Source organism: Rubrivivax gelatinosus (genome assembly GCF_016583785.1).
Taxonomy (GTDB): domain Bacteria; phylum Pseudomonadota; class Gammaproteobacteria; order Burkholderiales; family Burkholderiaceae_C; genus Rubrivivax; species Rubrivivax gelatinosus_B.
Genome location: NZ_NRRU01000014.1, coordinates 42,307 through 63,872 on the forward strand (window position 1 = coordinate 42,307; position 21,566 = coordinate 63,872).

A 21,566-nucleotide genomic window follows, 5' to 3' on the forward strand; every position below is an offset into this window, starting at 1 on the left:
ATGAACCCTGCGCCCACGCTGTCCCCCGTCGCGCTCAGGCTCGGCTACTCCGGGCTGATCCCCTTCGTCCTCGGCGCGCTGCTCGTCTGGATCGTGCTGCCGGAGGCCCACCCCTACGCGACGCTCGCGCTCGCCTCGTACGGCGCGATGATCGTCTCCTTCCTCGGTGGCATCCACTGGGGCATCGGCTTTCGCGAGAGCGCGCCCGAGGGCCGGCTCTTCGTCTGGGGCGTCGTGCCCTCGCTCGTCGCCTGGGCCGCGGTGATGATGCCGGCCAACGCCGGGCTCGTGATCCTGGGCGTGATGCTGGTCGTGTGCTACCTCGTCGACCGCGGCGTCTATGCGCGCCACGGGCTGGGGCACTGGCTGACGCTGCGTTTTCGCCTGAGCGCGATCGCCAGCCTCAGCTGCTTCCTCGGCGCGGCGGGGGCCTGACATGCCCGGCTACCGCATCGAGATCGCCGACGCGCACGCGCACCTGTTCCGCGTCACGCTGACGCTGCCGCGGCCGGCGCCGCAGCAGCGCCTGGCCTTGCCGGCCTGGATCCCCGGCAGCTACATGATCCGCGACTTCGCGCGCCACCTGGTCGGCCTCGAGGCGCGGCAGGGCGGGCGTGAAGTCGTGCTCGAGCAGCTCGACAAGACCAGCTGGCTGGCGCCCTGCGACGGCAGCGCCGCGCTGGTGGTCAGCGCCACCGTCTACGCCAACGACCCGTCGGTGCGTGGCGCCTTCCTCGACGCCGAACGCGGCTTCTTCAACGGCACCAGCCTGCTGCTGCGTGCCGAGGGCCGCGAGCACGAGCCGCACACGATCGAACTCGGCGCGCTGCCCGCCGGCTGGAGCGTCGCCACCGCGATGCCCGAGGCCGGCCGCCGCCGCTGGCGCGCCGCCGACTACGACGAGGCCATAGACCACCCGTTCGCGCTCGGCCGCTTCTGGCGCGGGCGTTTCGAAGCCGCCGGTGCCGAACACGAGATCGTGGTCGACGGCGCCTGGCCGAACTTCGACGGCGAACGCCTGCTCGCCGACGTGCAGAAGATCTGCCGCACGCAGATCCGTTTCTGGCACGGCGCACGCGGCAAGCCGCCGTTCGCGCGCTACCTGTTCCTGCTGCACGCCAGCGACGACGGTTACGGCGGCCTCGAACACCGTGCCAGCACCGCGCTGATCGCCGCGCGTCGCGACCTGCCGCGCCGCGGTGCGGGCGAGGTCGGCGAGGCCTATGCCGGCCTGCTGGGCCTGTTCAGCCACGAGTACTTCCACACCTGGAACGTCAAGCGGCTGCGCCCGCGTGCGCTCGTCGGTGCCGACCTCGGCCGCGAGGCGCCGACCGCGCTGCTCTGGTTCTTCGAGGGCTTCACGTCCTACTACGACGACCTGATGCTGCTGCGTGCCGGGCTGATCGCGCGCGAGCACTACCTGAAGCTGGTCGGCAAGCAGCTCGCCGGCGTGCTGGCCACGCCCGGGCGCCGGGTGCAGAGCGTGGCCCAGGCCGCCGCCGACGCCTGGACACGCTACTACCGCGCCGACGAGAACACGCCCAACGCCACCGTCAGCTACTACGCCAAGGGCGCGCTGGTCGCGCTGCTCGTCGACCTGCGCCGGCGCGCCGCCGGCAGCTCGCTCGACGACGCCATGCGCCGGCTGTGGAAACACCACGCCGACACGCCGGTGGACGAGGCCGAACTGTTCGCTGCGCTCGCCGACGGCGTGCCCGGGCTGGCCGAGGAACTGGCCGCCTGGGTGCACGGCACCGGCGAGCTGCCGCTGGCCGACGCGCTGCGCGCCTTCGGCGTCGTGCTGCTGGACGGGCCGGCGACGCTGGCGCAGCGCATCGGCCTGCGCCTGGTCGAGACCGCCGGCTCGGCCACGGTGCGCCAGGTGCTGCGCGGCAGCGCCGCCGAGGCCGCCGGCCTGGCGCCGGGCGACGAACTGCTCGCCGCCGAGGGCTGGCGCCTGCGCCGGCTCGAGGACGCACGCCAGTGGCTGGACGGCGATGCGCCGTTCGAGCTGCTGGTCGTGCGTGACCAGCGCCTGCGCACGCTGCATGTCGTGCCTGGCGCGACGGCGTCGCCGGCGACCAGTTTCGTCGACGACCCGGCCGCCACCGACGCGGCCCGCAGCGCGCGCAAGGGCTGGCTGGGCGGCTGATGGAACGCGGCACACGGCGGCGTCTGGCGCTGGCGGCTCTGGCGCTGGCGCTCGTCGCGCTGCACCTGGAGCTGGCCGACAGCGTGCTGAGTTCGGGGCTGGCACTGGACGAGGACCTGGCGCCCAAGCGCCTGGACGTCAGCTTCGTGCAGACGCTGCAGCCGAGCGCACCGCCGCCGGTGCGCGTGGCGCCGCCGCCGCCGAAACCGCAGCCGCGCGCGCCGGTCGTCGCCGAGGCGGCAGAAGCCGCGGCATCGGCGGCGTCGGAGCCTGATGTCGTCGAGGCCGCCGCGTCCGCCGCTTCCGCGCCGCCCGAGCTGCCGCCGGTGGGCGACGACACGCTCGCCCTCGCCGACCCGCTGCCGCCGGCCGCTTCCGCGGCGTCGGCCGCATCCCTGGCGGCCAGCGGCCCGGACGAAAACGCGGTGCCTTTCGAATGGCCGCCGTCGACCCAGATCGCCTACGACCTCAACGGCAATTACCGCGGCCCGGTGCAGGGTGAGGCGACGGTCGAATGGCTGCGCGAGGGCGCGCGCTACCAGGTCAACCTCGAGGTCTCGATCGGGCCCTCGTTCGCACCGCTGGTGACGCGGCGCCTGTCCAGCGACGGCGAGATCACCGAGCACGGGCTGAAGCCGCGGCGTTACGACGAGGTCACGCGCACCGCGTTCCGCGACCCCAAGCACCAGAGCGTGCGTTTCGAAGACGGGCTCATCTACTTCGCCAACGGCCGCACCGGCCCGGCGCTGCCCGGGGTGCAGGACACCGCCAGCCAGTTCGTGCAGATGACCTGGCTGTTCACGACCCAGCCGGCACTGCTGCAGCCGGGGCGTTCGGTGCAGCTGCCGCTGGCGCTGCCGCGCCACGCCGACACCTGGACCTACGACGTCATCGGCCACGAGACGCTGCACACGCGCTTCGGCGAGATCGACACGCTGCACGTCAAGCCGCGCCGCGCCCCGCGCCCCGGCAAGGAGCTGACGGTCGAGATGTGGGTCGCGCCGACGCTGCAGTACCTGCCGGTGCGCATCGTCATCCGCCAGGACGACGACACCTGGGTCGACCTGCTGATCCGGCGTCTGCCGCGCCAGTCGACGCCCAGTTGAGACGGGCTTGCGGCATAGTCGCCGGCGCACCGTTCAACCGAGAACCGAGGAGACTCACGCATGACGACCCCCGAGGCCCTGATCCTCGCCGAGCTGCGCGGCGAAGGTGAACGCCGCACCGCGCTGCTGACCCTGAACCGCCCGAAGCAGCTGAACGCGCTGAACGACGCGCTGATGGACGAGCTGGGTGCCGCGCTGGAGCGTTTCGACGCCGACGACGCGGTCGGCTGCATCGTCATCACCGGCAGCGAGAAGGCGTTTGCCGCCGGCGCCGACATCGGCGCGATGGCCGGCTTCGGCTTCATGGACGCCTACAAGGGCGACTTCATCACGCGCAACTGGGAGCGCATCCTGCGCGTCAGAAAGCCCGTGATCGCCGCGGTCTCGGGTTTTGCGCTCGGCGGCGGCTGCGAGCTGGCGATGATGTGCGACTTCATCATCGCCGCCGACACGGCGAAGTTCGGCCAGCCCGAGATCAAGCTCGGCATCATTCCCGGCGCCGGCGGCACCCAGCGCCTGCCGCGGGCGGTGGGCAAGGCCAAGGCGATGGACATGATCCTGACCGCCCGTTTGATGGACGCCGCCGAGGCCGAACGCGCCGGCCTGGTGTCGCGTGTCGTGCCGGCGGCGGCGCTGCTGGACGAGGCGCTGGCCGCAGCCGAGTCCATCAATGCCCAGAGCGGGCCCAGCGTGATGATGGCCAAGGAGTGCGTCAACCGCGCCTTCGAGTCGGGCCTGGGCGACGGCCTGCACTACGAGCGCCGGCTGTTCCACGCGCTGTTCGCGACCGAGGACCAGAAGGAAGGCATGGCGGCCTTCGTCGCCAAGCGCAAGCCGGCCTTCAAGCAGCGCTGACAGCGCGCCGCTGGCGCGGCGTTCAGCGCCGCGTTTCGCTGGCGACGAAGTCGCGGTAGGCGTGTGCCAGCCCGTCGGCCAGCGTGGTGTGCGCGCGCCAGCCGGCGTCGGCCAGGCGGGTGACGTCCATCAGCTTGCGCGGCGTGCCGTCGGGTTTGCTGCTGTCGAAGACGATGCCACCTTCGTAGCCGACGGTGCGCCGCACCAGTGCGGCCAGTTCGGCGATCGTCACGTCCTCGCCGACGCCGACGTTGACCAGCGGCGGCTCGAAGCGCCCGGTCTTGGACTCGTCGCTGCCCAGCAGCGCGTCGAAACCCGCGTCGGGCAGGTTCATCAGGAAGACGCAGGCGTCGGCCATGTCGTCGCTGTAGAGGAACTCGCGCCGCGGCGTGCCGGTGCCCCAGACGGTGACGCTGTCGTCGCCGCGCAGCCTGGCTTCGTGGAACTTGCGCAGCAGCGCCGGGATGACGTGGCTGTTGGTCGGGTGGTAGTTGTCGCCCGGGCCGTAGAGGTTGGTCGGCATCGCCGCCAGGTAGCGCGTGGCGTGCTGGCGGTTGTAGCTCCAGCACATCTCGATGCCGGCGATCTTGGCCAGCGCGTAGGCGCGGTTGGTCGGCTCCAGCGGGCCCGTCAGCAAACAGCTCTCGGGCATGGGCTGCGGCGCGTGTTTCGGGTAGATGCAGCTCGAACCCAGGAACAGCAGGCGCTCGACGCCGCCGTGCCAGGCGGCGTCGATGACGCTGGTCTGGATCGCCAGGTTGTCGCGGATGAAATCGGCCGGGTAGCGGTCGTTGGCGACGATGCCGCCGACCTTGGCCGCGGCCAGGAAGACGTGGCGCGGGCGCTCGGCGGCGAAGAAGGCGCGTGTCGCCGCGGCGTCGGCGAGGTCGAGCTCGGCATGGGTGCGCAGCAGCAGCCGGCGATGCCCCAGCGCCTGCAGCCGGCGCACGATGGCGCTGCCGACCAGGCCGCGGTGGCCGGCGACGAAGATCGGGTCGTCCAGGTCCATGACGGCGTCACTCGTGGTGGTCGTAGGCCTGGAACCCGGCCAGCTTGACCAGGCTGTCGCGGCGCGCGGCGTCGTAGTCGGCCTCGGTCATTTCCTTGACCAGTTCGGCCAGCGTCGTGCGCGGCGTCCAGCCGAGCTTCTCGCGCGCCTTGGTCGGGTCGCCGAGCAGGGTCTCGACCTCGGTCGGGCGGAAGTAGCGCGGGTCCACGCGCACGATCACCTCGCCGGGCTTGCAGCGCGCGCGTTTGCCGCTCACGCGCTCGACGACGCCGATCTCGTTCACGCCCTCGCCGCTGAAGGCGACCTCGATGCCGAGTTCGGCTGCGGCCATCTGCACGAACTCGCGCACGCTGCGCTGCACGCCGGTGGCGATGACGAAGTCCTCGGGCTTGTCCTGCTGCAGCATCAGCCACTGCATCTCGACGTAGTCGCGCGCATGGCCCCAGTCGCGCAGCGCCGACAGGTTGCCCAGATACAGGCAGTCCTGCAGGCCGAGCGCGATGCGGGCGACGGCGCGCGTGATCTTGCGCGTGACGAAGGTCTCGCCGCGCAGCGGGCTCTCGTGGTTGAACAGGATGCCGTTGCAGGCGTACAGGCCGTAGGCCTCGCGGTAGTTGACGGTGATCCAGTAGCCGTAGAGCTTGGCCACCGCATAGGGGCTGCGCGGGTAGAAGGGCGTGCTCTCCTTCTGCGGAATCTCCTGCACCAGGCCGTAGAGCTCGGAGGTCGAGGCCTGGTAGAAGCGCGTCTTCTTTTCCAGGCCGAGGATGCGGATCGCTTCGAGCAGCCGCAGCGTGCCGATGCCGTCGACGTTGGCGGTGTACTCGGGCTCCTCGAAGCTGACGGCCACGTGGCTCATCGCGCCGAGGTTGTAGATCTCGTCGGGCTGCACCTGCTGCACGATGCGGATCAGGTTGGTGCTGTCGGCGAGGTCGCCGTAGTGCAGCGTGAAGCGGCGGTCGCTCTCGTGCGGGTCCTGGTAGAGGTGGTCGACGCGGTCGGTGTTGAACAGCGAGGCGCGTCGCTTGATGCCGTGGACGTCGTAGCCCTTTTCCAGCAGCAGCTGCGCCAGGTAGGCGCCGTCCTGGCCGGTGACGCCGGTGATCAGTGCGGTCTTCGTCATCAGTCGCTTCCTCTCGTGCTGCCGCCTGCCGGCCGGCGGGTCGCAACGATTATGGGAGCGTCAGACGGCCCGCTGGGCCTGGAAACGTCCGGCAAACACTTGGAGCGGGGGGCCTTGGCCCGGGGCTCAGGGCGCCAGCCAGTGCCCGCCGTCGGCGTCGAAGAGCGCGCGCCGCTGGCCTTCGGGGTGCAGCTCGAGCCAGTCGAGCGCCTCGACACGCAGCGTCAGCATCGCGAAGTGGGCGCGTGTGCCGCGTTCGGGCACCGGCTTGACGATGCGGCTGCCGGGCGGCAGCGGCGACAGATAGTCCTGCGCCGCCGGCGTCATCATCAGCTTGGCCCAGCGCGACCAGACGGCCAGGCCGGTGGTCTCGACCGACAGGCTGACGTGCAGCCGCAGCTGCCAGCCGCGTGTCGCCGACCACAGCACCAGCACGCCTTCGGGGTGGGTCTCGACGTGCGCGACCTTGGGGCTGCGCGCGTCGGTGTAGATGATCAGCGACTTCGCCGCCGGCTCGATCTCGCGCAGCACCACGCTGCGTGCGTCGGCGCGCTGGCCGTCGGTGGTCGCGAGCACACCGACGTGCCAGTCGTGCGAAGAGTCATTCGCCTGCCCCAGTTCCTGCCAGATGGCGTCCTCGATCGCGGCGAGGTCGTGCAGGTGGCGCGTCATCCATCGTCCTCCGGTGCCGCTTCGCCGTCCCGGGTGTCAGGCCTCCCGACGCAGCGCGGGGAACAGGATCACGTCGCGGATGCTCGGGCTGTCGGTCAGCAGCATGATCAGTCTATCGATGCCGATACCGCAGCCGGCTGCCGGCGGCATGCCGTATTCCAGCGCGCGGATGAAGTCGGCGTCGTAGTACATCGCCTCTTCGTCGCCGGCGTCCTTGTTCGCCACCTGGGCCTGGAAACGCGCGGCCTGGTCCTCGGCGTCGTTCAGCTCGGAGAAGCCGTTGGCGTACTCGCGGCCGGTGATGAAGAGCTCGAAACGCTCGGTGATCGCCGGGTTCGTGTCCGACGCCCGCGCCAGCGGCGAGACCTCGACCGGATAGTCGATGATGAAGGTCGGCTGCCAGAGCTTGGCTTCGACCGCGGCTTCGAACAGACCGAACTGCAGCTCGGCCAGCGTCCAGTGCGCCGGGGCTTCTTCGCCCAGCGCCTTCAGGCGCGCGCGCAGCAGGTCGGCGTTATCGGCTTCATGCTCGGCGACGTCGGCGTGCACGATCAGCGACTCGCGCACCGACAGGCGAGCGAACGGCTGCTCCAGGTCGACCTCGCGCCCGGCGTAGCTCAGCTTGGCCGAGCCGGTGGCGGCACGCGCGGCGTGGCGCAGCACCTGCTCGGTGAAGTTCATCTGGTCCTGATGCGTCCAGTAGGCCGCATAGAACTCCATCATCGTGAACTCGGGGTTGTGGCGGACGCTGATGCCTTCGTTGCGGAAGTTGCGGTTGATCTCGAACACACGTTCGAAACCGCCCACCAGCAGCCGCTTCAGGTAGAGCTCGGGCGCGATGCGCAGGAACATCTCCTGGTCGAGCGCGTTGTGGTGGGTGACGAAGGGTTTGGCGTTCGCGCCGCCGGGAATGGGGTGCAGCATCGGCGTCTCGACCTCGAGAAAACCGTGCTCGACCATGTACTGGCGGATCGCGCTCACCGCCTTGCTGCGGGCGACGAAACGCGCGCGCGCCGTGTCGTCGGTCATCAGGTCGACGTAGCGCTGGCGGTACTTCTGCTCCTGGTCGGTCATGCCGTGGAACTTGTCCGGCAGCGGCCGCAGGCTCTTGGTCAGCAGGCGCACCGTCGTCGCCTTGATCGACAGCTCGCCGGTCTTGGTGCGAAACAGCGTGCCCTCGCAGCCGAGGATGTCGCCCAGGTCCCAGCGCTTGAACGCTGCGAGCGTCTCGGGGCCGACGGCGTCCTGCGTCACATAGAGCTGGATCCGGCCCGAGCCGTCCTGCAGCGTCGCGAAACAGGCCTTGCCCATCACGCGCTTCAACATCATGCGGCCGGCGACCGAGACCTTCACCGCCTGCGGTTCCAGCTCCTCGTTGGGCACCTGGCCGTGTTTGTGCTGCAGCTCGGCTGCGTGCTGCTTCGGCTTGAAGTCGTTGGGGAAGGCGACGCCGGCGGCGCGGATGGCTTGAAGCTTCTCGCGGCGTTCGGCGATCAGTTGGTTCTCGTCGGTCATTCACTGGGCCCGTTGGTCTGCTGCAATTTTAGGCGCAGCCTAGAATCGTCGGCTCGATGAAGATCAGTCCTTGTCTGCCGATCGTGCAGCGTCCCATCCGTTTTGCACTCGTCGGCTGCGGCCGGATCTCGGCCAACCATGTCGAGGCGCTGCGTCAGCACGCCGAACGCGCCCAACTCGTCGCCGTCTGCGACAACCGCCCCGAAGCGCTCGCCGCCGCGGTCGCGAAGACCGGCGCCGCCGGCTACGCCAGCCTCGACGAACTGCTCGAGGCCAGCGACTGCGACATCGTCACGCTGGCCACGCCCAGCGGCCTGCACCCGCGCCAGGCGATGAAAGCCGCCCGCGCCGGCCGCCATGTGCTCACCGAAAAGCCGATGGCGACCAAGTGGGACGAAGGCATGGAGATGGTGCGCGTCTGCCGCGAGGCCGGCGTCAAGCTCTTCGTCGTCAAGCAGAACCGGCTCAACCCGACGATGCAGCTGCTGAAACACGCGGTCGACGCCGGGCGTTTCGGCCGCATCCACTGCGTCGTCGTCAACGTCTTCTGGACGCGCCCGCAGAGCTACTACGACGACGCCCCCTGGCGCGGCCGCTGGGACCTGGACGGCGGCGCCTTCCTGAACCAGGCCAGCCACTACGTCGACATGGTCGACTGGCTGGTCGGCCCGGTGGACAACGTGCACGCCTACACCGCGACGCTGGGCCGCGACATCGAGGCCGAGGACACCGGCGTGATGTCGCTGCGGCTGCGCAAGGGCGGGCTGGCCTCGATCAACGTGACGATGCTGACGCACGGCAAGAACTTCGAGGGCAGCATCACCATCCTCGGCGAGCGCGGCACGGTGCGCATCGGCGGTGTCGCCGTCAACCAGATCCAGCACTGGCAGTTCGACACCCCGGCGCCCGAGGACGAGGCGGTGAAGAACACCAGCTACGCCGCGCCCTCGGTCTACGGCCCCGGCCACCCGCTGTACTACGACAACGTCATCGGCACGCTGCGCGGCGAGAAGAGCGCCGAGGTCGACGGCTACGAAGGCCTGCGCTCGCTCGAAGTCATCATCGCCGCCTACCGCAGCGCACGCGACGGCTGCCGCGTCGGCCTGCCGCTGGTGTTCTAGAACCCAGCCGTGAACGCCGCCGCCCACCCGAGCGCGATCATCGACGACGGCGCGACGCTGGGCGCCGGCACTCGCGTCTGGCACTTCGCCCATGTCTGCGGCGGCGCGACCATAGGCGCCGGCTGCTCGCTGGGGCAGGGCGTCTACGTCGGCAACGACGTCGTCATCGGCGACAACGTCAAGATCCAGAACAACGTCTCGGTCTACGACGCCGTCACGCTCGAGGACGACGTCTTCTGCGGCCCGAGCATGGTCTTCACCAACGTCTTCAACCCGCGTTCGGCGGTGCCGCGCAAAGACGAGTACCGGCGCACGCGGGTGCGCCGCGGTGCGACGCTGGGTGCCAACTGCACCATCGTCTGCGGCACGACGATCGGCGAATACGCCTTCGTCGGCGCCGGCGCGGTGGTCAGCCGCGACGTGCCGCCCTACGCACTGGTCGTCGGCGTGCCGGCGCGCCGCATCGGCTGGATGAGCCGCCACGGCGAACGCCTGGCGCTGCCGCCCAGCGGCCACGGCGAGGCCGCCTGCCCGGCCACCGGCGAACGCTACCGCCTCGACGGCGACACCCTCACTCCATGCAGTTCACCGACCTGAAGTCGCAGTACGCGGCGCTGAAGGGCTCCGTCGACGCGCGCATCCAGCGTGTGCTCGACCACGGCCAGTACATCATGGGCCCCGAGGTGGCCGAGCTCGAGACCGCGCTCGCCGCCTTTGCCGGCACCAAGCACTGCATCACGGTCGCCAGCGGTACCGAGGCGCTGCTGATCGCGCTGATGGCGCTGGACCTGCTGCCCGGCGACGAGGTCATCACGACGCCGTTCAGCTTCGCCGCGACGGCCGAGACCATCGTGCTCGCCGGCGCGCGCCCGGTCTTCGTCGACGTCGAGCCCGACACCGCCAACCTCGACGTCAAGCGGCTCGAAGCGGCTATCGGCCCGCGCACCAAGGCCATCGTGCCGGTGAGCCTCTACGGCCAGGTCGCCGATCTGGACGAGATCAACACCATTGCCGCGCGCCACGGGCTCGCGGTGATCGAAGACGCGGCGCAGAGCTTCGGCGCCGTCTACCGCGGCCGGCGTTCGTGCGCGCTGTCGACCTTCGGCGCCACCAGCTTCTTCCCGAGCAAGCCGCTGGGCTGCTACGGCGACGGCGGCGCGCTGTTCACCAGCGACGACCGGCTGGCCCAGGCCGCGCGCGAGATCCGCGTGCACGGCCAGAGCGCACGCTACCGCCACACGCGCCTGGGCGTGGGTGGCCGCATGGACACGCTGCAGTGCGCCGTGGTGCTCGCCAAGCTGGAGCGGTTCGAATGGGAGCTGGAGCGCCGCGCCACGATCGGTGCGCGCTACCGCGAGCTGCTGGCCGGCGTCGAGCAGGTCACGGTGCGGCCCGACCGCAACTCGGTCTACGCGCAGTACACGGTGCTGGTCGACGGACGCGAAGCGGTGCAGGCCGCGCTGAAGGCCGCCGGCGTGCCGACCGCCGTGCACTACCCGGTGCCGCTGCACCACCAGCCGGCTTATGCCGCCTACGCCGCGCCCGGCGCCTGCCCGGTGGCCGCGCGCCTGGCGCAGCGTGTGCTGAGCCTGCCGATGAGCGCCGACCTGTCCGAAGCCGACCAGGACACCGTCGCCACGGCGCTGCGCCGGGCGCTGGCCTGACGCCGCACGCGCCGCGATGAGCCGCGCCGTCGCCCGCGGCACCGTGATCAACCTCGCGGCCCGGCTGGCCGCGGTCGCGCTGGTGCTGGCGATCACCACCGTCGCCGCGCGCCTGGGCACCGAGCAGCAGGGCGTGTTCGCGCTCTTCACCAGCGTCGAAGGGCTGCTGCTGGCGCTGATGTCGGGTTTCGGCATCGCGCTGGCGCGGCGTGTCTCGCACCACGGTGAGCTTTCGCGCGGGCTGCTCGGCGCGGTGGTGATGGCCTGCATCGCCGCCGGGGCGCTGGCCGGCCTGGCGCTCTGGGCTTTCTCGCGCGTCGGCCCGGCCGGCTACCAGCCGCTGTGGATGCTGGCGCTGGCCGCTCCCTTCCTGCTGCTGGCGCCCAACGTCGCCGGCGTCTGGCTGGGCCAGGGCCGCATGCTGCCGATGGGCCTGGTCTCGATCGCGCCGCCGGCGCTGGCGCTGGCGGCCATCGCCGCCTTCGCGCTGGCGCAGGCGGTGGCGCTGCCGGTGCTGCTGGCGGCCTGGGTCGCGGCCAAGGTCGTGGTCGGGCTGGTGCTGCTGGCGCTGCTGCTGCGCCGCGAGCGCCTGGCAGCACCCGACCTGGGCGCGCTGCGCGCCGAACTGCCCTTCGTCGTCACGATCGCGCTGACCAACCTGGTGTCGCTGGCGAACTACCGCGTCGGCCTGTTCGTCGTCGAACGCACGCTGGGGCTGTCGGCCACCGGCGTCTATTCGATCGCGGTGATGGTGGCCGAGCTGCTGTGGTTCGTCTCGGGCTCGCTGACGCAGGCGGTCTACGGCCGCATCGGCACGCCCGACCGCGAACGCTCGGCGCAGACCACGCTGCGCGCGCTGCACCTGAGCTGGCTGGCGCTGCTGGCGGCGGCGCCGCTGCTGTGGGCGGCGGCGGCGCTGGTGCTGCCGCGGGCGCTGGGCCCCGCCTACGCCGACAGCCTGATGCCGCTGGCGCTGCTGCTGCCGGGTGTGCTGGCTTTCGGCGGTGCGTCGGCGATGTCGGCCTGGTTCACCAACCACGCCGGCCGGCCGCAGGTGCCGGCGCAGGTGGCGGCGGGTTCGCTGGCGCTGAACGCGCTGCTGGCGCTGCTGCTGGTGCCGCGGCTGGGGCCGGCGGGGGCGGCGCTGGCGGCTTCGGCGGCCTACGTCTTCTCGGTGCTGCTGCTGGCCTGGCGCTTCGCCGCCGCCGCCGGGCTGCCGCTGGCCGCGGTGCTGCGGCCGGGGCGGCACTGGGGCGCGGGGCTGCGGGCGCTAGCATCCCGAGCCGGAGGTCCTCGATGAAGGAGACGCTGCAGCGCTGGTGGCGCACGCTGTTCGGCCCGCGCATGTTCTACGGCTGGCGCCGTGGCGACGGCCAGTGGCTGGCGCACACCCGCATCAGCAGCGCCGCGCGCATCGAGTCGCCGGCGCTGCTGGACATCGGCGACCACGTCTACATCGGCCCGTTCAACTTCCTCGACGCCTCGGCCGGGCTGGAGATCGCCGAGGGCTGCCAGATCTCGACCCACTGCGTCGTGCTCAGCCATTCCAGCCACCAGGCGCTGCGCCTGGCCGGCCGCAGCTACTGGGGCGAGGCCGACCCGCCGGGCTACGTGCGCGCTCGCACGCGCATCGGCGCCTACAGCTTCATCGGCCCGCACAGCGTCATCGCACCCGGCAGCCGCATCGGCCGCGGCGTGCTGGTGCGCGCCTACAGCTACGTCAGCGGCGAGGTGCCCGACTTCGCCATCGTCGCCGGCCAGCCGGCTCGCATCGTCGGCGACACACGCGAAGCCGACGAAGCCTGGTTCGCCGAGCACCCGGGGCAGCGCGCCGACTACGACGAATGGGTGCGCCGCAGCGCGCCGGGAGCCGGCGATTGAGGCGCTGTCCCGCCGCCCGGGCCGCTCGCGCGTTGATTTCCATATGACTTCCGTTCTCCGTTACGCGCTGATCGGCGACGGCGAGAGCCCGCACCTGCTGAAGTGGGCGCGTGCGCTGGCGGCGCTGCCCGAGATCGAACTCTGGGTCGCGTCCAGCCGCGGTTTCCTGCCCGGCTTCGACGCCATCGTGCCGGCCGACCGGCGCCTGGCGCTGGGCACACGCCCCGACGCCGCCGGCGGCAACCTCGCGCTGCTGAAGCAGCTGCCGCGCCTGGCCGGCTGGCTGCACCGCGTGCACCCGGACTGGCTGCACGCCCACTACCTCACCTCGCACGGCACGCTGGCCTGGCTGGCGCAGCGCCTGTACGGCGTGCGCGGGCGCCTGGTCGGCTCGGCCTGGGGCAGCGACATCCTCGTGACGCCGCAGCGCAGCACCGCGCTGCGTGCGCTGACGCGGCGCGTGCTGCGCGCCTGCGTGCTGACGACCAGCGACTCGCAGGTGATGGCCGAGAAGATGCGGGCGCTCGGCGCCTTCGACATCATGGTCTTCCCGTTCGGGCTGGAAGCGATGCCGCCGTTGCCGCCGGCCAAGGACGATTCGCTGTTCTTCGCCAACCGCGGCCTGGAGCCGGTGTACGCGCCCGAGCGGGTGCTGCAGGCCTTCGCCGCGTTGCCGGGCGAGGGGCTGCGCCTGGTCGTCGCCAACGACGGCTCGCTGCGCGCCGAGCTGCAGAAGATGGCCGACGCGCGCACCCGCTTCGTCGGCCGGCTCGACGCCGACACCCAGGCCGGCTGGTATGCCCGCGCCCGCTGGTACCTGAGCCTGCCCACCAGCGACTCGGTCTCGGTCTCGGTGCTGGAGGCGATGGCGCACGGCTGCATTCCCATCGTCTCGGACCTTCCGGCCAACCGCGAGCTGGTGCGCGACGGCGACAACGGCATCGTGCTCGGCGCCGGCGAGCGGCTGACGCCCGAACGCCTGGCCCCGCTGGCGGCACGCGCCGATGCGGTGGCCGCCACCAACCGCGCCTGGGTCGAGCGCGAGGCGCTGTTCGCGCCGCGGGTGCGTGCCTTCGTCGACCGGCTGCAGGAGATCGGCTCGCGATGAAGCTGCTGGTGTTGAACCATTACGTCGGCTCACCGGCGCTGGGCATGGAGTACCGGCCCTACTACCTGGCGCGCGAGTGGGTACGCGCCGGCCACCAGGTGATGCTGCTCGGCGCCGACTTCTCGCACGTGCGCACGCGCCAGCCCGAAGCCGGCGACCAGCAGCTAGACGGCATCGCCTACCGCTTCTACGCGACGCCGCCCTACCAGGGCAACGGCCTGGGGCGGGTGAAGAACATCTGGGCCTATCTGCGCGCGGTGTGGGCCGACACGCCGCGGCTGCTGCGCGAGTTCCGCCCCGACGTCGTCGTCGCCTCCAGCACCTATCCGATGGACATCTGGGTCGCGCGCCGCATCGCGCGCCGCGCCGGCGCCAAGCTGGTCTACGAAGTGCACGACCTGTGGCCGCTGAGCCCGATCGAGCTCTCGGGCATGTCGCGCCGGCATCCGTTCATCGTGATGTGCCAGGCGGCCGAGGACTACGCCTACCGCCACGCCGACCGCGTGATCTCGATGCTGCCCAAGGTGCACGACTACATGGCCTCGCGCGGGCTGGCCCTGCACAAGCTGCAGGTCGTGCCCAACGGCATCACGCTCGACGAATGGCAGGCCGAGCCGCCGCCGCTGCGCGAGGACGTCGCCGCGGCGCTGGACGCCGCCGCGGCCGGCGGTGTCGTCGTCGGTTACGCCGGCTCGATGGGCCTGCCGAATGCGCTCGACACGCTGCTCGACGCGGCCCGGCTCGTCCAGGGCGAGCGCCTGCGTTTCGTGCTCGTCGGCGGCGGCCACGAGCAGGCGCGGCTGGCGCGGCGTGTCGCCGACGAAGGGCTGGCGAACGTGACGATGCTGCCGCCGATACCCAAGGCGCAGATCCCCGCCTTCCTGGCGCGCTGCGACATCGCCTACATCGGCTGGCAGCGGGTGCCCATCTACCGCTTCGGCATCGCGCCGAACAAGCTGATGGACTACATGATGGCGCGCCGCGTCGTGCTGCATTCGGTCGAGGCCGGCAACGACCCCGTGGCCGAGGCCGGCTGCGGCCTCACGGTCGCGCCGCAGGACCCGGCGGCCGTGGCCGAGGGCCTGCGCCGGCTGGCGGCGCTGCCGGCCGAACAGCGCCGCGAGATGGGCGAACGCGGCCGCGCCTTCGTGCTGGCCAACCACACCTACCCGGTGCTGGCGCGGCGCTTCCTGGACGCGGTGGCGCCGTGAACCCCGAGGACGAGCCGCGGGCCGTCGCCGAGCGTTACGCCCGGCGCCACGACGGCGACCGCTACTCGCCGCTGCGGCCCGAGATCTGGCAGACGGTGCAGCAGCGCGAACGCTCGCTCTTGCGCCGGCTGGCAGCCGTTGGCGTGCGCAGCCTGGCGCCGCTGGCGATCACCGAGGTCGGCTGCGGTGGCGGCGGCAACCTGCTCGAGCTGCTGCGCCTGGGCGCCTCGCCCGAGCGCCTGACCGGGCTGGAGCTGCTGCCCGAACGCCACGCCCAGGCGCGGCGTGTGCTGCCCGAGGCGCTGACCGTCTGGCAGGGCGACGCCAGCGTCGCGCCTGTGGCGCTGTCCAGCCAGGACCTGGTGCTGCAGTACACGGTGTTCTCGTCGCTGCTGGACGACTCTTTCCAGCAGCAGCTGGCGGCGGCGATGTGGCGCTGGCTGAAACCCGGCGGCGCCGTGCTCTGGTACGACTTCACCGTCGACAACCCGAAGAACCGCGACGTGCGCGGCGTGCCGCTGGCGCGTGTGCGAGAGCTGTTCCCCGAAGGCCGGCTGCGCGCCGAACGTGTGACGCTGGCGCCGCCGCTGGCACGCGTCGCCTGCCGGCTGCACCCGGCGCTGTACCGGCCGCTGGCCGCGCTGCCCGGCTTGTGCACCCATGTGCTGGCCTGGATCGCCAAGCCGGCGTGAGACAATGATGCGACTGCATCAACGCATCAAGGTGCTGCCATGCGCACGACGCTAGACATCGACGACGACCTGCTCGCCGCCGCCAAGGAACTGGCGCGGCGCGAAGGGGTCTCGGCCGGGCAGGTGGTGTCGCGGCTGATGCGCCAGTCGCTCAGCGGCGTGGCCGAGGTCGCAGTGCCGGCCGCAGCCCGTCGGGTCGCAGGCTTCAGGCCTTTCGGTGCGCGCGAAGGCGTGGTCGCCACCAACTCCCAGGTCGACACGCTGCGTGATGGCGAAGCAGTCTGAGCCGGCGGCGCGGCGCGCGCTGCTCGACGTCAACGTGCTCGTCGCGCTGCTCGACGCCGGCCATCTGCACCACGGCGCGGCGATGGACTGGCTGGCCGTCCACGAAGCCGGCGGCTGGGCCTCGTGCCCGCTGACGCAGAACGGCTGCCTGCGCATCCTGTCGCTGCCGGCCTACCCGAACCCGCAGCCGCCGGCGCGGGTCGCCGCCCGGCTGGCCGAGGCGGCGGCCGACGCCTCGCATGCCTTCTGGCCCGACGACCTGAACCTGCTCGAACCCGGCCTGCTGCGCTGGGACCGGGTGCTGAGTTCGCGCCACATCACCGACCTCTACCTGCTCGCCCTGGCCGTGCGCCACGACGGGCGTCTCGTGACGCTGGACCGCTCGATCGCCTTCGAGGCCGTGCCCGGCGCCACCCCTGAACACCTCACCGTCATCGGAGCCCCGGCGTGAGCCAGCCCTTTCTTCCCTTTGCCTTGCCGGACATCGGCGAGGACGAGATCGCCGAAGTCGTCGACACCCTGCGTTCCGGCTGGGTGACCACCGGCCCCAAGGCGCGGCGTTTCGAGAACGACTTCGCTGCCTTCCTGGGCGGCGACGAGTACCAGTGCATCGCCGTCAACTCGGCCACCGCCGGGCTGCACCTGGCGCTGGAGGCGCTGGGCATCGGCCCCGGCGACGAGGTCATCACGACCACCTGGACCTTCACCGCCACCGCCGAGGTCGTGCGCTACCTGGGCGCCGACGTGAAGCTGGTCGACATGGACCCGGCGACGCTGAACATCGCCCCGGCGGCGATCGAAGCCGCGATCGGCCCGCGCACCAAGGCCATCCTGCCGGTGCACTACGGCGGGCTGGCGGCCGACATGGCGGCGATCCACGACATCGCGCGCCGCCACGGGCTGAAGGTCGTCGAGGACGCGGCGCACGCGCTGCCCACCACCTGCGGCGGCGCGCTCGTCGGCACGCTGGCCAGCGACGCCACGGTCTTCAGCTTCTACGCCAACAAGACCATGACCACCGGCGAAGGCGGCATGCTGGTGACTCGCGACGCCGAACTCGCCAAGCGCGCGCGTGCGATGCGCCTGCACGGCATGAGCCGCGACGCCTTCGACCGCTTCACCGCGACCGTGCCGAGCTGGTACTACGAGATCGTCGCGCCGGGCTTCAAGTACAACCTGACGGACATCGCCGCGGCGCTGGGCATCCACCAGCTCAAGCGCGCCCACGCCTTCCAGCAGCGGCGCGAGCAGATCGCCGCGCTCTACGACGAGGCGTTGCGCGGCCTGCCGCTGATCACGCCGCCGCAGCCGGCCGCCGGCGACCGCCACGCCTGGCACCTGTACCCGGTGCGGCTGACCGACGACGCCGGCGTCACGCGCGAACGTTTCATCGAGAAGATGTTCGAGCAGGGCATAGGCTGCAGCGTGCACTACATCCCGCTGCACCTGCACCCGTACTGGCGCGAGCGCTACCAGCTCGACGCCGCCGATTTCCCGCAGGCTCAGCACGCCTTCGAACGCATTGCCAGCCTGCCGATCTACACGCGCATGACGGATGCCGACGTCGAGCGTGTCGTCGCCGCCGTGCGCGTGGCGCTGGCGCGCTAGGATGGCGCGACGGAGGTACGCGCGATGAACGTCCTGGCCAAGCCGAAGCTGAGCCTCGAGGCCTACCTGGCCTGGGAGAACCAGCAGCCCGAGCGCCACGAGTTCTTCCGTGGCGAGGTGTTCGCGATGGTTGGGGCGCGGCGTGTTCATGCCGTCGTCGTCGACAACCTTCGCGCCGGGCTCCGGCAGCACGTCAAAGGCGCCGGTTGCCGCGTCTTCGGTGAGTCCGCCAAGCTCCAGATCGGCGACGACACCGTCCTGTATCCCGACGTCTTCGTCACCTGCGACAAGGTCGACCTGGCGACCGACATCGTCTTTCGCTCGCCGCTGCTGGTCATCGAAGTGCTGTCGCCGGCGACCGTGGCCTACGACCGTGGCCTGAAGTTCGCGCTCTACCGCCGCATCCCGTCGCTGCGTGAGTACCTGCTCGTCGACCCGGACTCGCGCCGTGTCGAAGCCTTCCGCCGCGACGCTGCCGGCCAGTGGTTCATCCACGACATGAGCGAGTCCGACACGCTGGAAGCCGCCAGCCTCGACTGCCGCATCACGATGGCCGAGGTCTTCGACGGCGTCGAAGCGCCGCCTGCCGCCTGAACCGTTGATCAAACGCCTCTTCGACCTCGCCGGTGCTGCGGTGGCGCTGCTGCTGCTGTCGCCGCTGCTGCTGCTGGCGGCGCTCGCCGTCAGGCTGGACTCGCCCGGCCCGGTGTTCTTCCGCCAGGAACGTGTCGGCCGCGGCGGCGTGCCGTTTCGCATCCACAAGTTCCGCACGATGCGCGCCGGCGCGCCGGGGCTGCAGATCACGGTCGGCGAAGACCCGCGCATCACCCGCGTCGGCCGCTGGCTGCGGCGCACGCGCGTCGACGAGCTGCCGCAGTTCATCGACGTGCTGCAGGGCACGATGAGCCTGGTCGGCCCGCGCCCCGAGGTGCCGCGCTACGTCGCCTTCTACCCGCCCGGGCTGCGCGAGCGGGTGCTGTCGGTGCGCCCGGGCATCACCGACCCGGTGTCGCTGGCCTATGCCGACGAGAGCGAGCTGCTGGCGCGTGCCGCCGACCCCGAGCGCGAATACGTCGAGGTGCTGCTGCCGCGCAAGCTGCAGGCTGCCGCGGCTTATGCGGAGCGTGCGACCCTGTGGACCGACCTGGGCGTGCTGCTGCGCAGCGTCGGGGTGCTGCTGGGGCGATAGCCGGGGCGTCTGATGGCAGTGGCTGTTCCTGGCCCTTGAACGCTCGCTGGCGCCCTGAACCCGGAACTTAGAATTGCCGCTTCGTCTCCTTCCGAAGAACGCCGTCCGCGCCTCCCGTGACGCCTCCTGATCACCCGCGGACCCCGCGTCCCGCTCCCGCGGGCGGCCCCCCGACGATCTGGCACCGGCTGGACCTGCTGCTGGCGCGCATCCGCCCGCATCGCGAGCCGCTGTCGCTGCTGGCCGACGCGCTCGTCATCGCCGCCTGCTGGAACGTCACCTACCTGTTCCGCCTGGGTTTCGAGCGCTGGATCAGCGCCCGCCCCGACTACGACCACTGGGTGCTGCTGGGCGTCGTCGTCACCTATCTGGCCGCGTTCGCGCTGCTGCGCGTGCCGCAGGCGATGTGGCGTTTTTCCGGCTTCGGCGAGGTCAAGCGGCTGACGCTGGCCTGCGTGCTGGCCGGCGCCGTGGCCGCCGCGCTGGTGATGGGCGCCGGGCTGAGCCAGGTGCCGCGTGCGGTGCTGGCGCTGCATCCCTTCGTCGCGCTGATGGGCCTGTGTGTCGTGCGCATGGCCTACCGCATGCTCTACGAGCACGCGCGCCAGCGCATCACCGGCAGCGAACGCGAGATCCGCCGCGCCGTCGTGATGGGCGCCGGCGCTGCCGCGCGGCTGCTGCTGGCGGGCATACACGAGCAGGGCTGGATCGTGCTCGGCCTGCTCGACGACGACCCGGCCAAGCAGGGCGCCCGCATCGCCGGCGTGCCGGTGCTGGGGCCGCTGGAGGCAATCGCCGACAAGGCGGTGCGCGGCGCCGCCACCCACGTCGTCGTCGCGCTGCCCTCGGCCACGCGCGCGCAGCGCCGGCGGGCGCTGGACCTGGCCGCCAAGACGGGGCTGCCGGTCGTCACCGTGCCCAGCGTCGACGAGCTGCGTACCGGCAAGAGCCGCATCGAGCGCCTGCGCGAGATCGAACCCGAGGACCTGCTGGGCCGCGAGCCGGTGCGGCTGGACGACAGCGGCGTGGCCGCCGTCGTCGCCGGCCGCACGGTGCTGATCACAGGCGCCGGCGGCAGCATCGGCAGCGAGCTCTGCCGCCAGGTGGCGCAGTTCGCGCCCGCCCGCATCGTGCTGTACGAGCTGAGCGAGTTCAACCTCTACACGATCGAGCAGGAGCTGAGCCAGGCCTTCCCGGCGGTCGAACTGGTGCGCCTGATCGGCGACGTCAAGGACCTGGCGCATCTGCGCGCCAGCTTCGCCGCCTGGCGGCCCGACGTCGTCTTCCATGCCGCCGCCTTCAAGCATGTGCCGCTGATGGAAGAGCAGCACAACGCGCTGGCGGCGCTGCGCAACAACACGCTGGGCACCTGGCACGCCGCGCTGGCTGCGGCCGAGGCCGGCGCCGGGCGTTTCGTGCTGATCAGCACCGACAAGGCGGTGAACCCGACCAACGTGATGGGCGCTACCAAGCGTGCCGCCGAGATGGTGGTCAGCATGATGGCGGAGCAGTACCCGGCGACGCGTTTCATGGCGGTGCGTTTCGGCAACGTGCTGGGCTCCAGCGGCAGCGTGATCCCGAAGTTCAAGGAGCAGATCGCACGCGGCGGCCCGGTGACGGTGACGCACCCGGAGATCATTCGTTACTTCATGACCATCCCCGAGGCCGCGCGCCTGGTGCTGCAGGCGGGTGCGATCGGCGAGAGCGGCCAGGTGCTGGTGCTGGACATGGGCGAGCCGGTGCGCATCGTCGACCTGGCGCGCGACCTGATCCGCCTGGCCGGCCAGACGACGCAGGAGATCCCGATCGTCTTCAGCGGCCTGCGCCCCGGCGAGAAGCTCTACGAGGAGCTGCTGGCCGACGCCGACAACACGCTGCCGACGGCGGTGCCGCGGCTGCGCGTGGCGCGCCTGGCGGCGGAATCGGGCGAGATCGGCGAATTGCTGCGGTGGGCGGGCGATGCGGCGCTGGCCGATGACACCGATGTGAGGGACGCGCTGCGGCGCGTCGTAGCCGAGTACCGGCCGGCGGCATGAAACAATCTTTGGCGTAGGGCTGGTTCCCCCGGGCGGCGGTTGGCTGCACGATGGCGAGTGGCGCCGGCAACACCAGACTCCCAGGGATTCCAAGCATGAGCATCGCCGTCCAGCCGGTCGTCATGGCCGGGGGCTCGGGCACGCGGCTGTGGCCGCTGTCGCGCGCCGCCTATCCGAAGCAGTTCCTCGTTTTGTCGGGCAACAGCAGCCTCTTCCAGCAGGCGGTGCAGCGTTTGCAGGCGCTGGCCGGCGGCACGACCGCCGCGCCGCTGGTCGTCGGCAACGAGGAGCACCGCTTCCTGGTGCTGGACCAGCTGCGCGAGATCGGTGTCGACCCGG

23 protein-coding genes are annotated in these 21,566 nt (G+C 71.5%); 19 read left to right on the forward strand and 4 right to left on the reverse strand.

The window, feature by feature from the left end:
* From CKO43_RS05610 to CKO43_RS05625, 4 genes are read left to right on the forward strand one after another with little or no spacing between them, the layout of a single operon-like run.
* Window positions 1-435: a DUF3429 domain-containing protein gene (locus CKO43_RS05610; protein WP_200229796.1), complete on the forward strand. Its 435-nt coding sequence runs from the start codon at window positions 1-3 to the stop codon at window positions 433-435.
* A 1-nt stretch (window position 436) separates the two neighbouring features.
* The gene (locus CKO43_RS05615; protein WP_200378093.1) at window positions 437-2,152 is read left to right on the forward strand and encodes a M61 family metallopeptidase; all 1,716 of its coding nucleotides are present in this window, start codon (window positions 437-439) and stop codon (window positions 2,150-2,152) included.
* Window positions 2,152-3,258, forward strand: a complete 1,107-nt coding sequence (locus CKO43_RS05620; protein ID WP_200378094.1) for a DUF3108 domain-containing protein — start codon at window positions 2,152-2,154, stop codon at window positions 3,256-3,258. Before CKO43_RS05615 ends, CKO43_RS05620 begins: the two co-directional genes overlap by 1 nt.
* A gap of 60 nt (window positions 3,259-3,318) precedes the next feature.
* On the forward strand, window positions 3,319-4,113 hold the full coding sequence (locus CKO43_RS05625; RefSeq protein WP_242481065.1) for an enoyl-CoA hydratase: 795 nt from the start codon (window positions 3,319-3,321) through the stop codon (window positions 4,111-4,113).
* 22 nt (window positions 4,114-4,135) lie between these two features.
* Here CKO43_RS05625 and CKO43_RS05630 read toward each other — a convergent pair whose 3' ends face one another.
* From CKO43_RS05630 to lysS, 4 genes are all read right to left on the reverse strand, one after another.
* A complete protein-coding gene (locus tag CKO43_RS05630; protein ID WP_200378095.1) occupies window positions 4,136-5,122 on the reverse strand; it encodes a GDP-L-fucose synthase family protein in 987 nt (328 codons plus the stop codon).
* Between the two features lie 7 nt (window positions 5,123-5,129).
* A complete protein-coding gene (gene gmd, locus CKO43_RS05635) occupies window positions 5,130-6,245 on the reverse strand; it encodes a GDP-mannose 4,6-dehydratase (RefSeq protein WP_200229802.1) in 1,116 nt (371 codons plus the stop codon).
* A 126-nt stretch (window positions 6,246-6,371) separates the two neighbouring features.
* Entirely contained in the window at window positions 6,372-6,917 is a 546-nt protein-coding gene (locus CKO43_RS05640) for a PNPOx family protein (protein ID WP_200378096.1), read from the reverse strand.
* A gap of 36 nt (window positions 6,918-6,953) precedes the next feature.
* A complete protein-coding gene (gene lysS, locus CKO43_RS05645; RefSeq protein WP_200378097.1) occupies window positions 6,954-8,432 on the reverse strand; it encodes a lysine--tRNA ligase in 1,479 nt (492 codons plus the stop codon).
* A 56-nt stretch (window positions 8,433-8,488) separates the two neighbouring features.
* Between lysS and CKO43_RS05650 the strand changes: the two genes are divergently transcribed.
* The 15 genes from CKO43_RS05650 to CKO43_RS05720 all read left to right on the forward strand — a co-directional run.
* The gene (locus CKO43_RS05650) at window positions 8,489-9,553 is read left to right on the forward strand and encodes a Gfo/Idh/MocA family protein (RefSeq protein WP_200378098.1); all 1,065 of its coding nucleotides are present in this window, start codon (window positions 8,489-8,491) and stop codon (window positions 9,551-9,553) included.
* Window positions 9,554-9,562: 9 nt separating this feature from the next.
* Entirely contained in the window at window positions 9,563-10,150 is a 588-nt protein-coding gene (locus tag CKO43_RS05655) for a DapH/DapD/GlmU-related protein (protein ID WP_200378099.1), read from the forward strand.
* Window positions 10,132-11,217: a DegT/DnrJ/EryC1/StrS family aminotransferase gene (locus CKO43_RS05660; RefSeq protein WP_200378100.1), complete on the forward strand. Its 1,086-nt coding sequence runs from the start codon at window positions 10,132-10,134 to the stop codon at window positions 11,215-11,217. Before CKO43_RS05655 ends, CKO43_RS05660 begins: the two co-directional genes overlap by 19 nt.
* A 16-nt stretch (window positions 11,218-11,233) precedes the next feature.
* Complete coding sequence (locus CKO43_RS05665; protein WP_200378101.1) at window positions 11,234-12,517, forward strand: polysaccharide biosynthesis protein; 1,284 nt, start codon at window positions 11,234-11,236, stop codon at window positions 12,515-12,517.
* Window positions 12,514-13,098 (forward strand): acyltransferase, encoded by a 585-nt coding sequence (locus CKO43_RS05670; protein ID WP_200378102.1) that lies wholly within the window; start codon window positions 12,514-12,516, stop codon window positions 13,096-13,098. Before CKO43_RS05665 ends, CKO43_RS05670 begins: the two co-directional genes overlap by 4 nt.
* A 43-nt stretch (window positions 13,099-13,141) precedes the next feature.
* A complete protein-coding gene (locus CKO43_RS05675; protein WP_200378103.1) occupies window positions 13,142-14,206 on the forward strand; it encodes a glycosyltransferase in 1,065 nt (354 codons plus the stop codon).
* Complete coding sequence (locus CKO43_RS05680) at window positions 14,203-15,417, forward strand: glycosyltransferase family 4 protein (RefSeq protein ID WP_200378104.1); 1,215 nt, start codon at window positions 14,203-14,205, stop codon at window positions 15,415-15,417. Before CKO43_RS05675 ends, CKO43_RS05680 begins: the two co-directional genes overlap by 4 nt.
* Window positions 15,414-16,109 carry a methyltransferase domain-containing protein gene (locus tag CKO43_RS05685; RefSeq protein ID WP_200378105.1) on the forward strand — a complete coding sequence of 232 codons (696 nt, stop codon included), beginning with the start codon at window positions 15,414-15,416 and terminating at the stop codon, window positions 16,107-16,109. The genes CKO43_RS05680 and CKO43_RS05685 overlap by 4 nt, the downstream gene beginning before the upstream one ends.
* 39 nt (window positions 16,110-16,148) lie before the next feature.
* Complete coding sequence (locus CKO43_RS05690) at window positions 16,149-16,394, forward strand: ribbon-helix-helix domain-containing protein (protein WP_200378106.1); 246 nt, start codon at window positions 16,149-16,151, stop codon at window positions 16,392-16,394.
* Window positions 16,378-16,845 carry a TA system VapC family ribonuclease toxin gene (locus tag CKO43_RS05695; protein WP_200378107.1) on the forward strand — a complete coding sequence of 156 codons (468 nt, stop codon included), beginning with the start codon at window positions 16,378-16,380 and terminating at the stop codon, window positions 16,843-16,845. The genes CKO43_RS05690 and CKO43_RS05695 overlap by 17 nt, the downstream gene beginning before the upstream one ends.
* On the forward strand, window positions 16,842-18,002 hold the full coding sequence (locus tag CKO43_RS05700; protein WP_200378108.1) for an aminotransferase class V-fold PLP-dependent enzyme: 1,161 nt from the start codon (window positions 16,842-16,844) through the stop codon (window positions 18,000-18,002). The genes CKO43_RS05695 and CKO43_RS05700 overlap by 4 nt, the downstream gene beginning before the upstream one ends.
* A 24-nt stretch (window positions 18,003-18,026) precedes the next feature.
* Entirely contained in the window at window positions 18,027-18,596 is a 570-nt protein-coding gene (locus CKO43_RS05705; RefSeq protein WP_200378109.1) for a Uma2 family endonuclease, read from the forward strand.
* 4 nt (window positions 18,597-18,600) lie between these two features.
* Window positions 18,601-19,191: a sugar transferase gene (locus CKO43_RS05710; RefSeq protein WP_200378110.1), complete on the forward strand. Its 591-nt coding sequence runs from the start codon at window positions 18,601-18,603 to the stop codon at window positions 19,189-19,191.
* 116 nt (window positions 19,192-19,307) lie between these two features.
* A complete protein-coding gene (locus tag CKO43_RS05715; RefSeq protein ID WP_200378111.1) occupies window positions 19,308-21,227 on the forward strand; it encodes an SDR family NAD(P)-dependent oxidoreductase in 1,920 nt (639 codons plus the stop codon).
* Between the two features lie 95 nt (window positions 21,228-21,322).
* A partial coding sequence (locus CKO43_RS05720) for a sugar phosphate nucleotidyltransferase (protein ID WP_259375308.1) occupies window positions 21,323-21,566 on the forward strand: 244 nt, incomplete at its 3' end.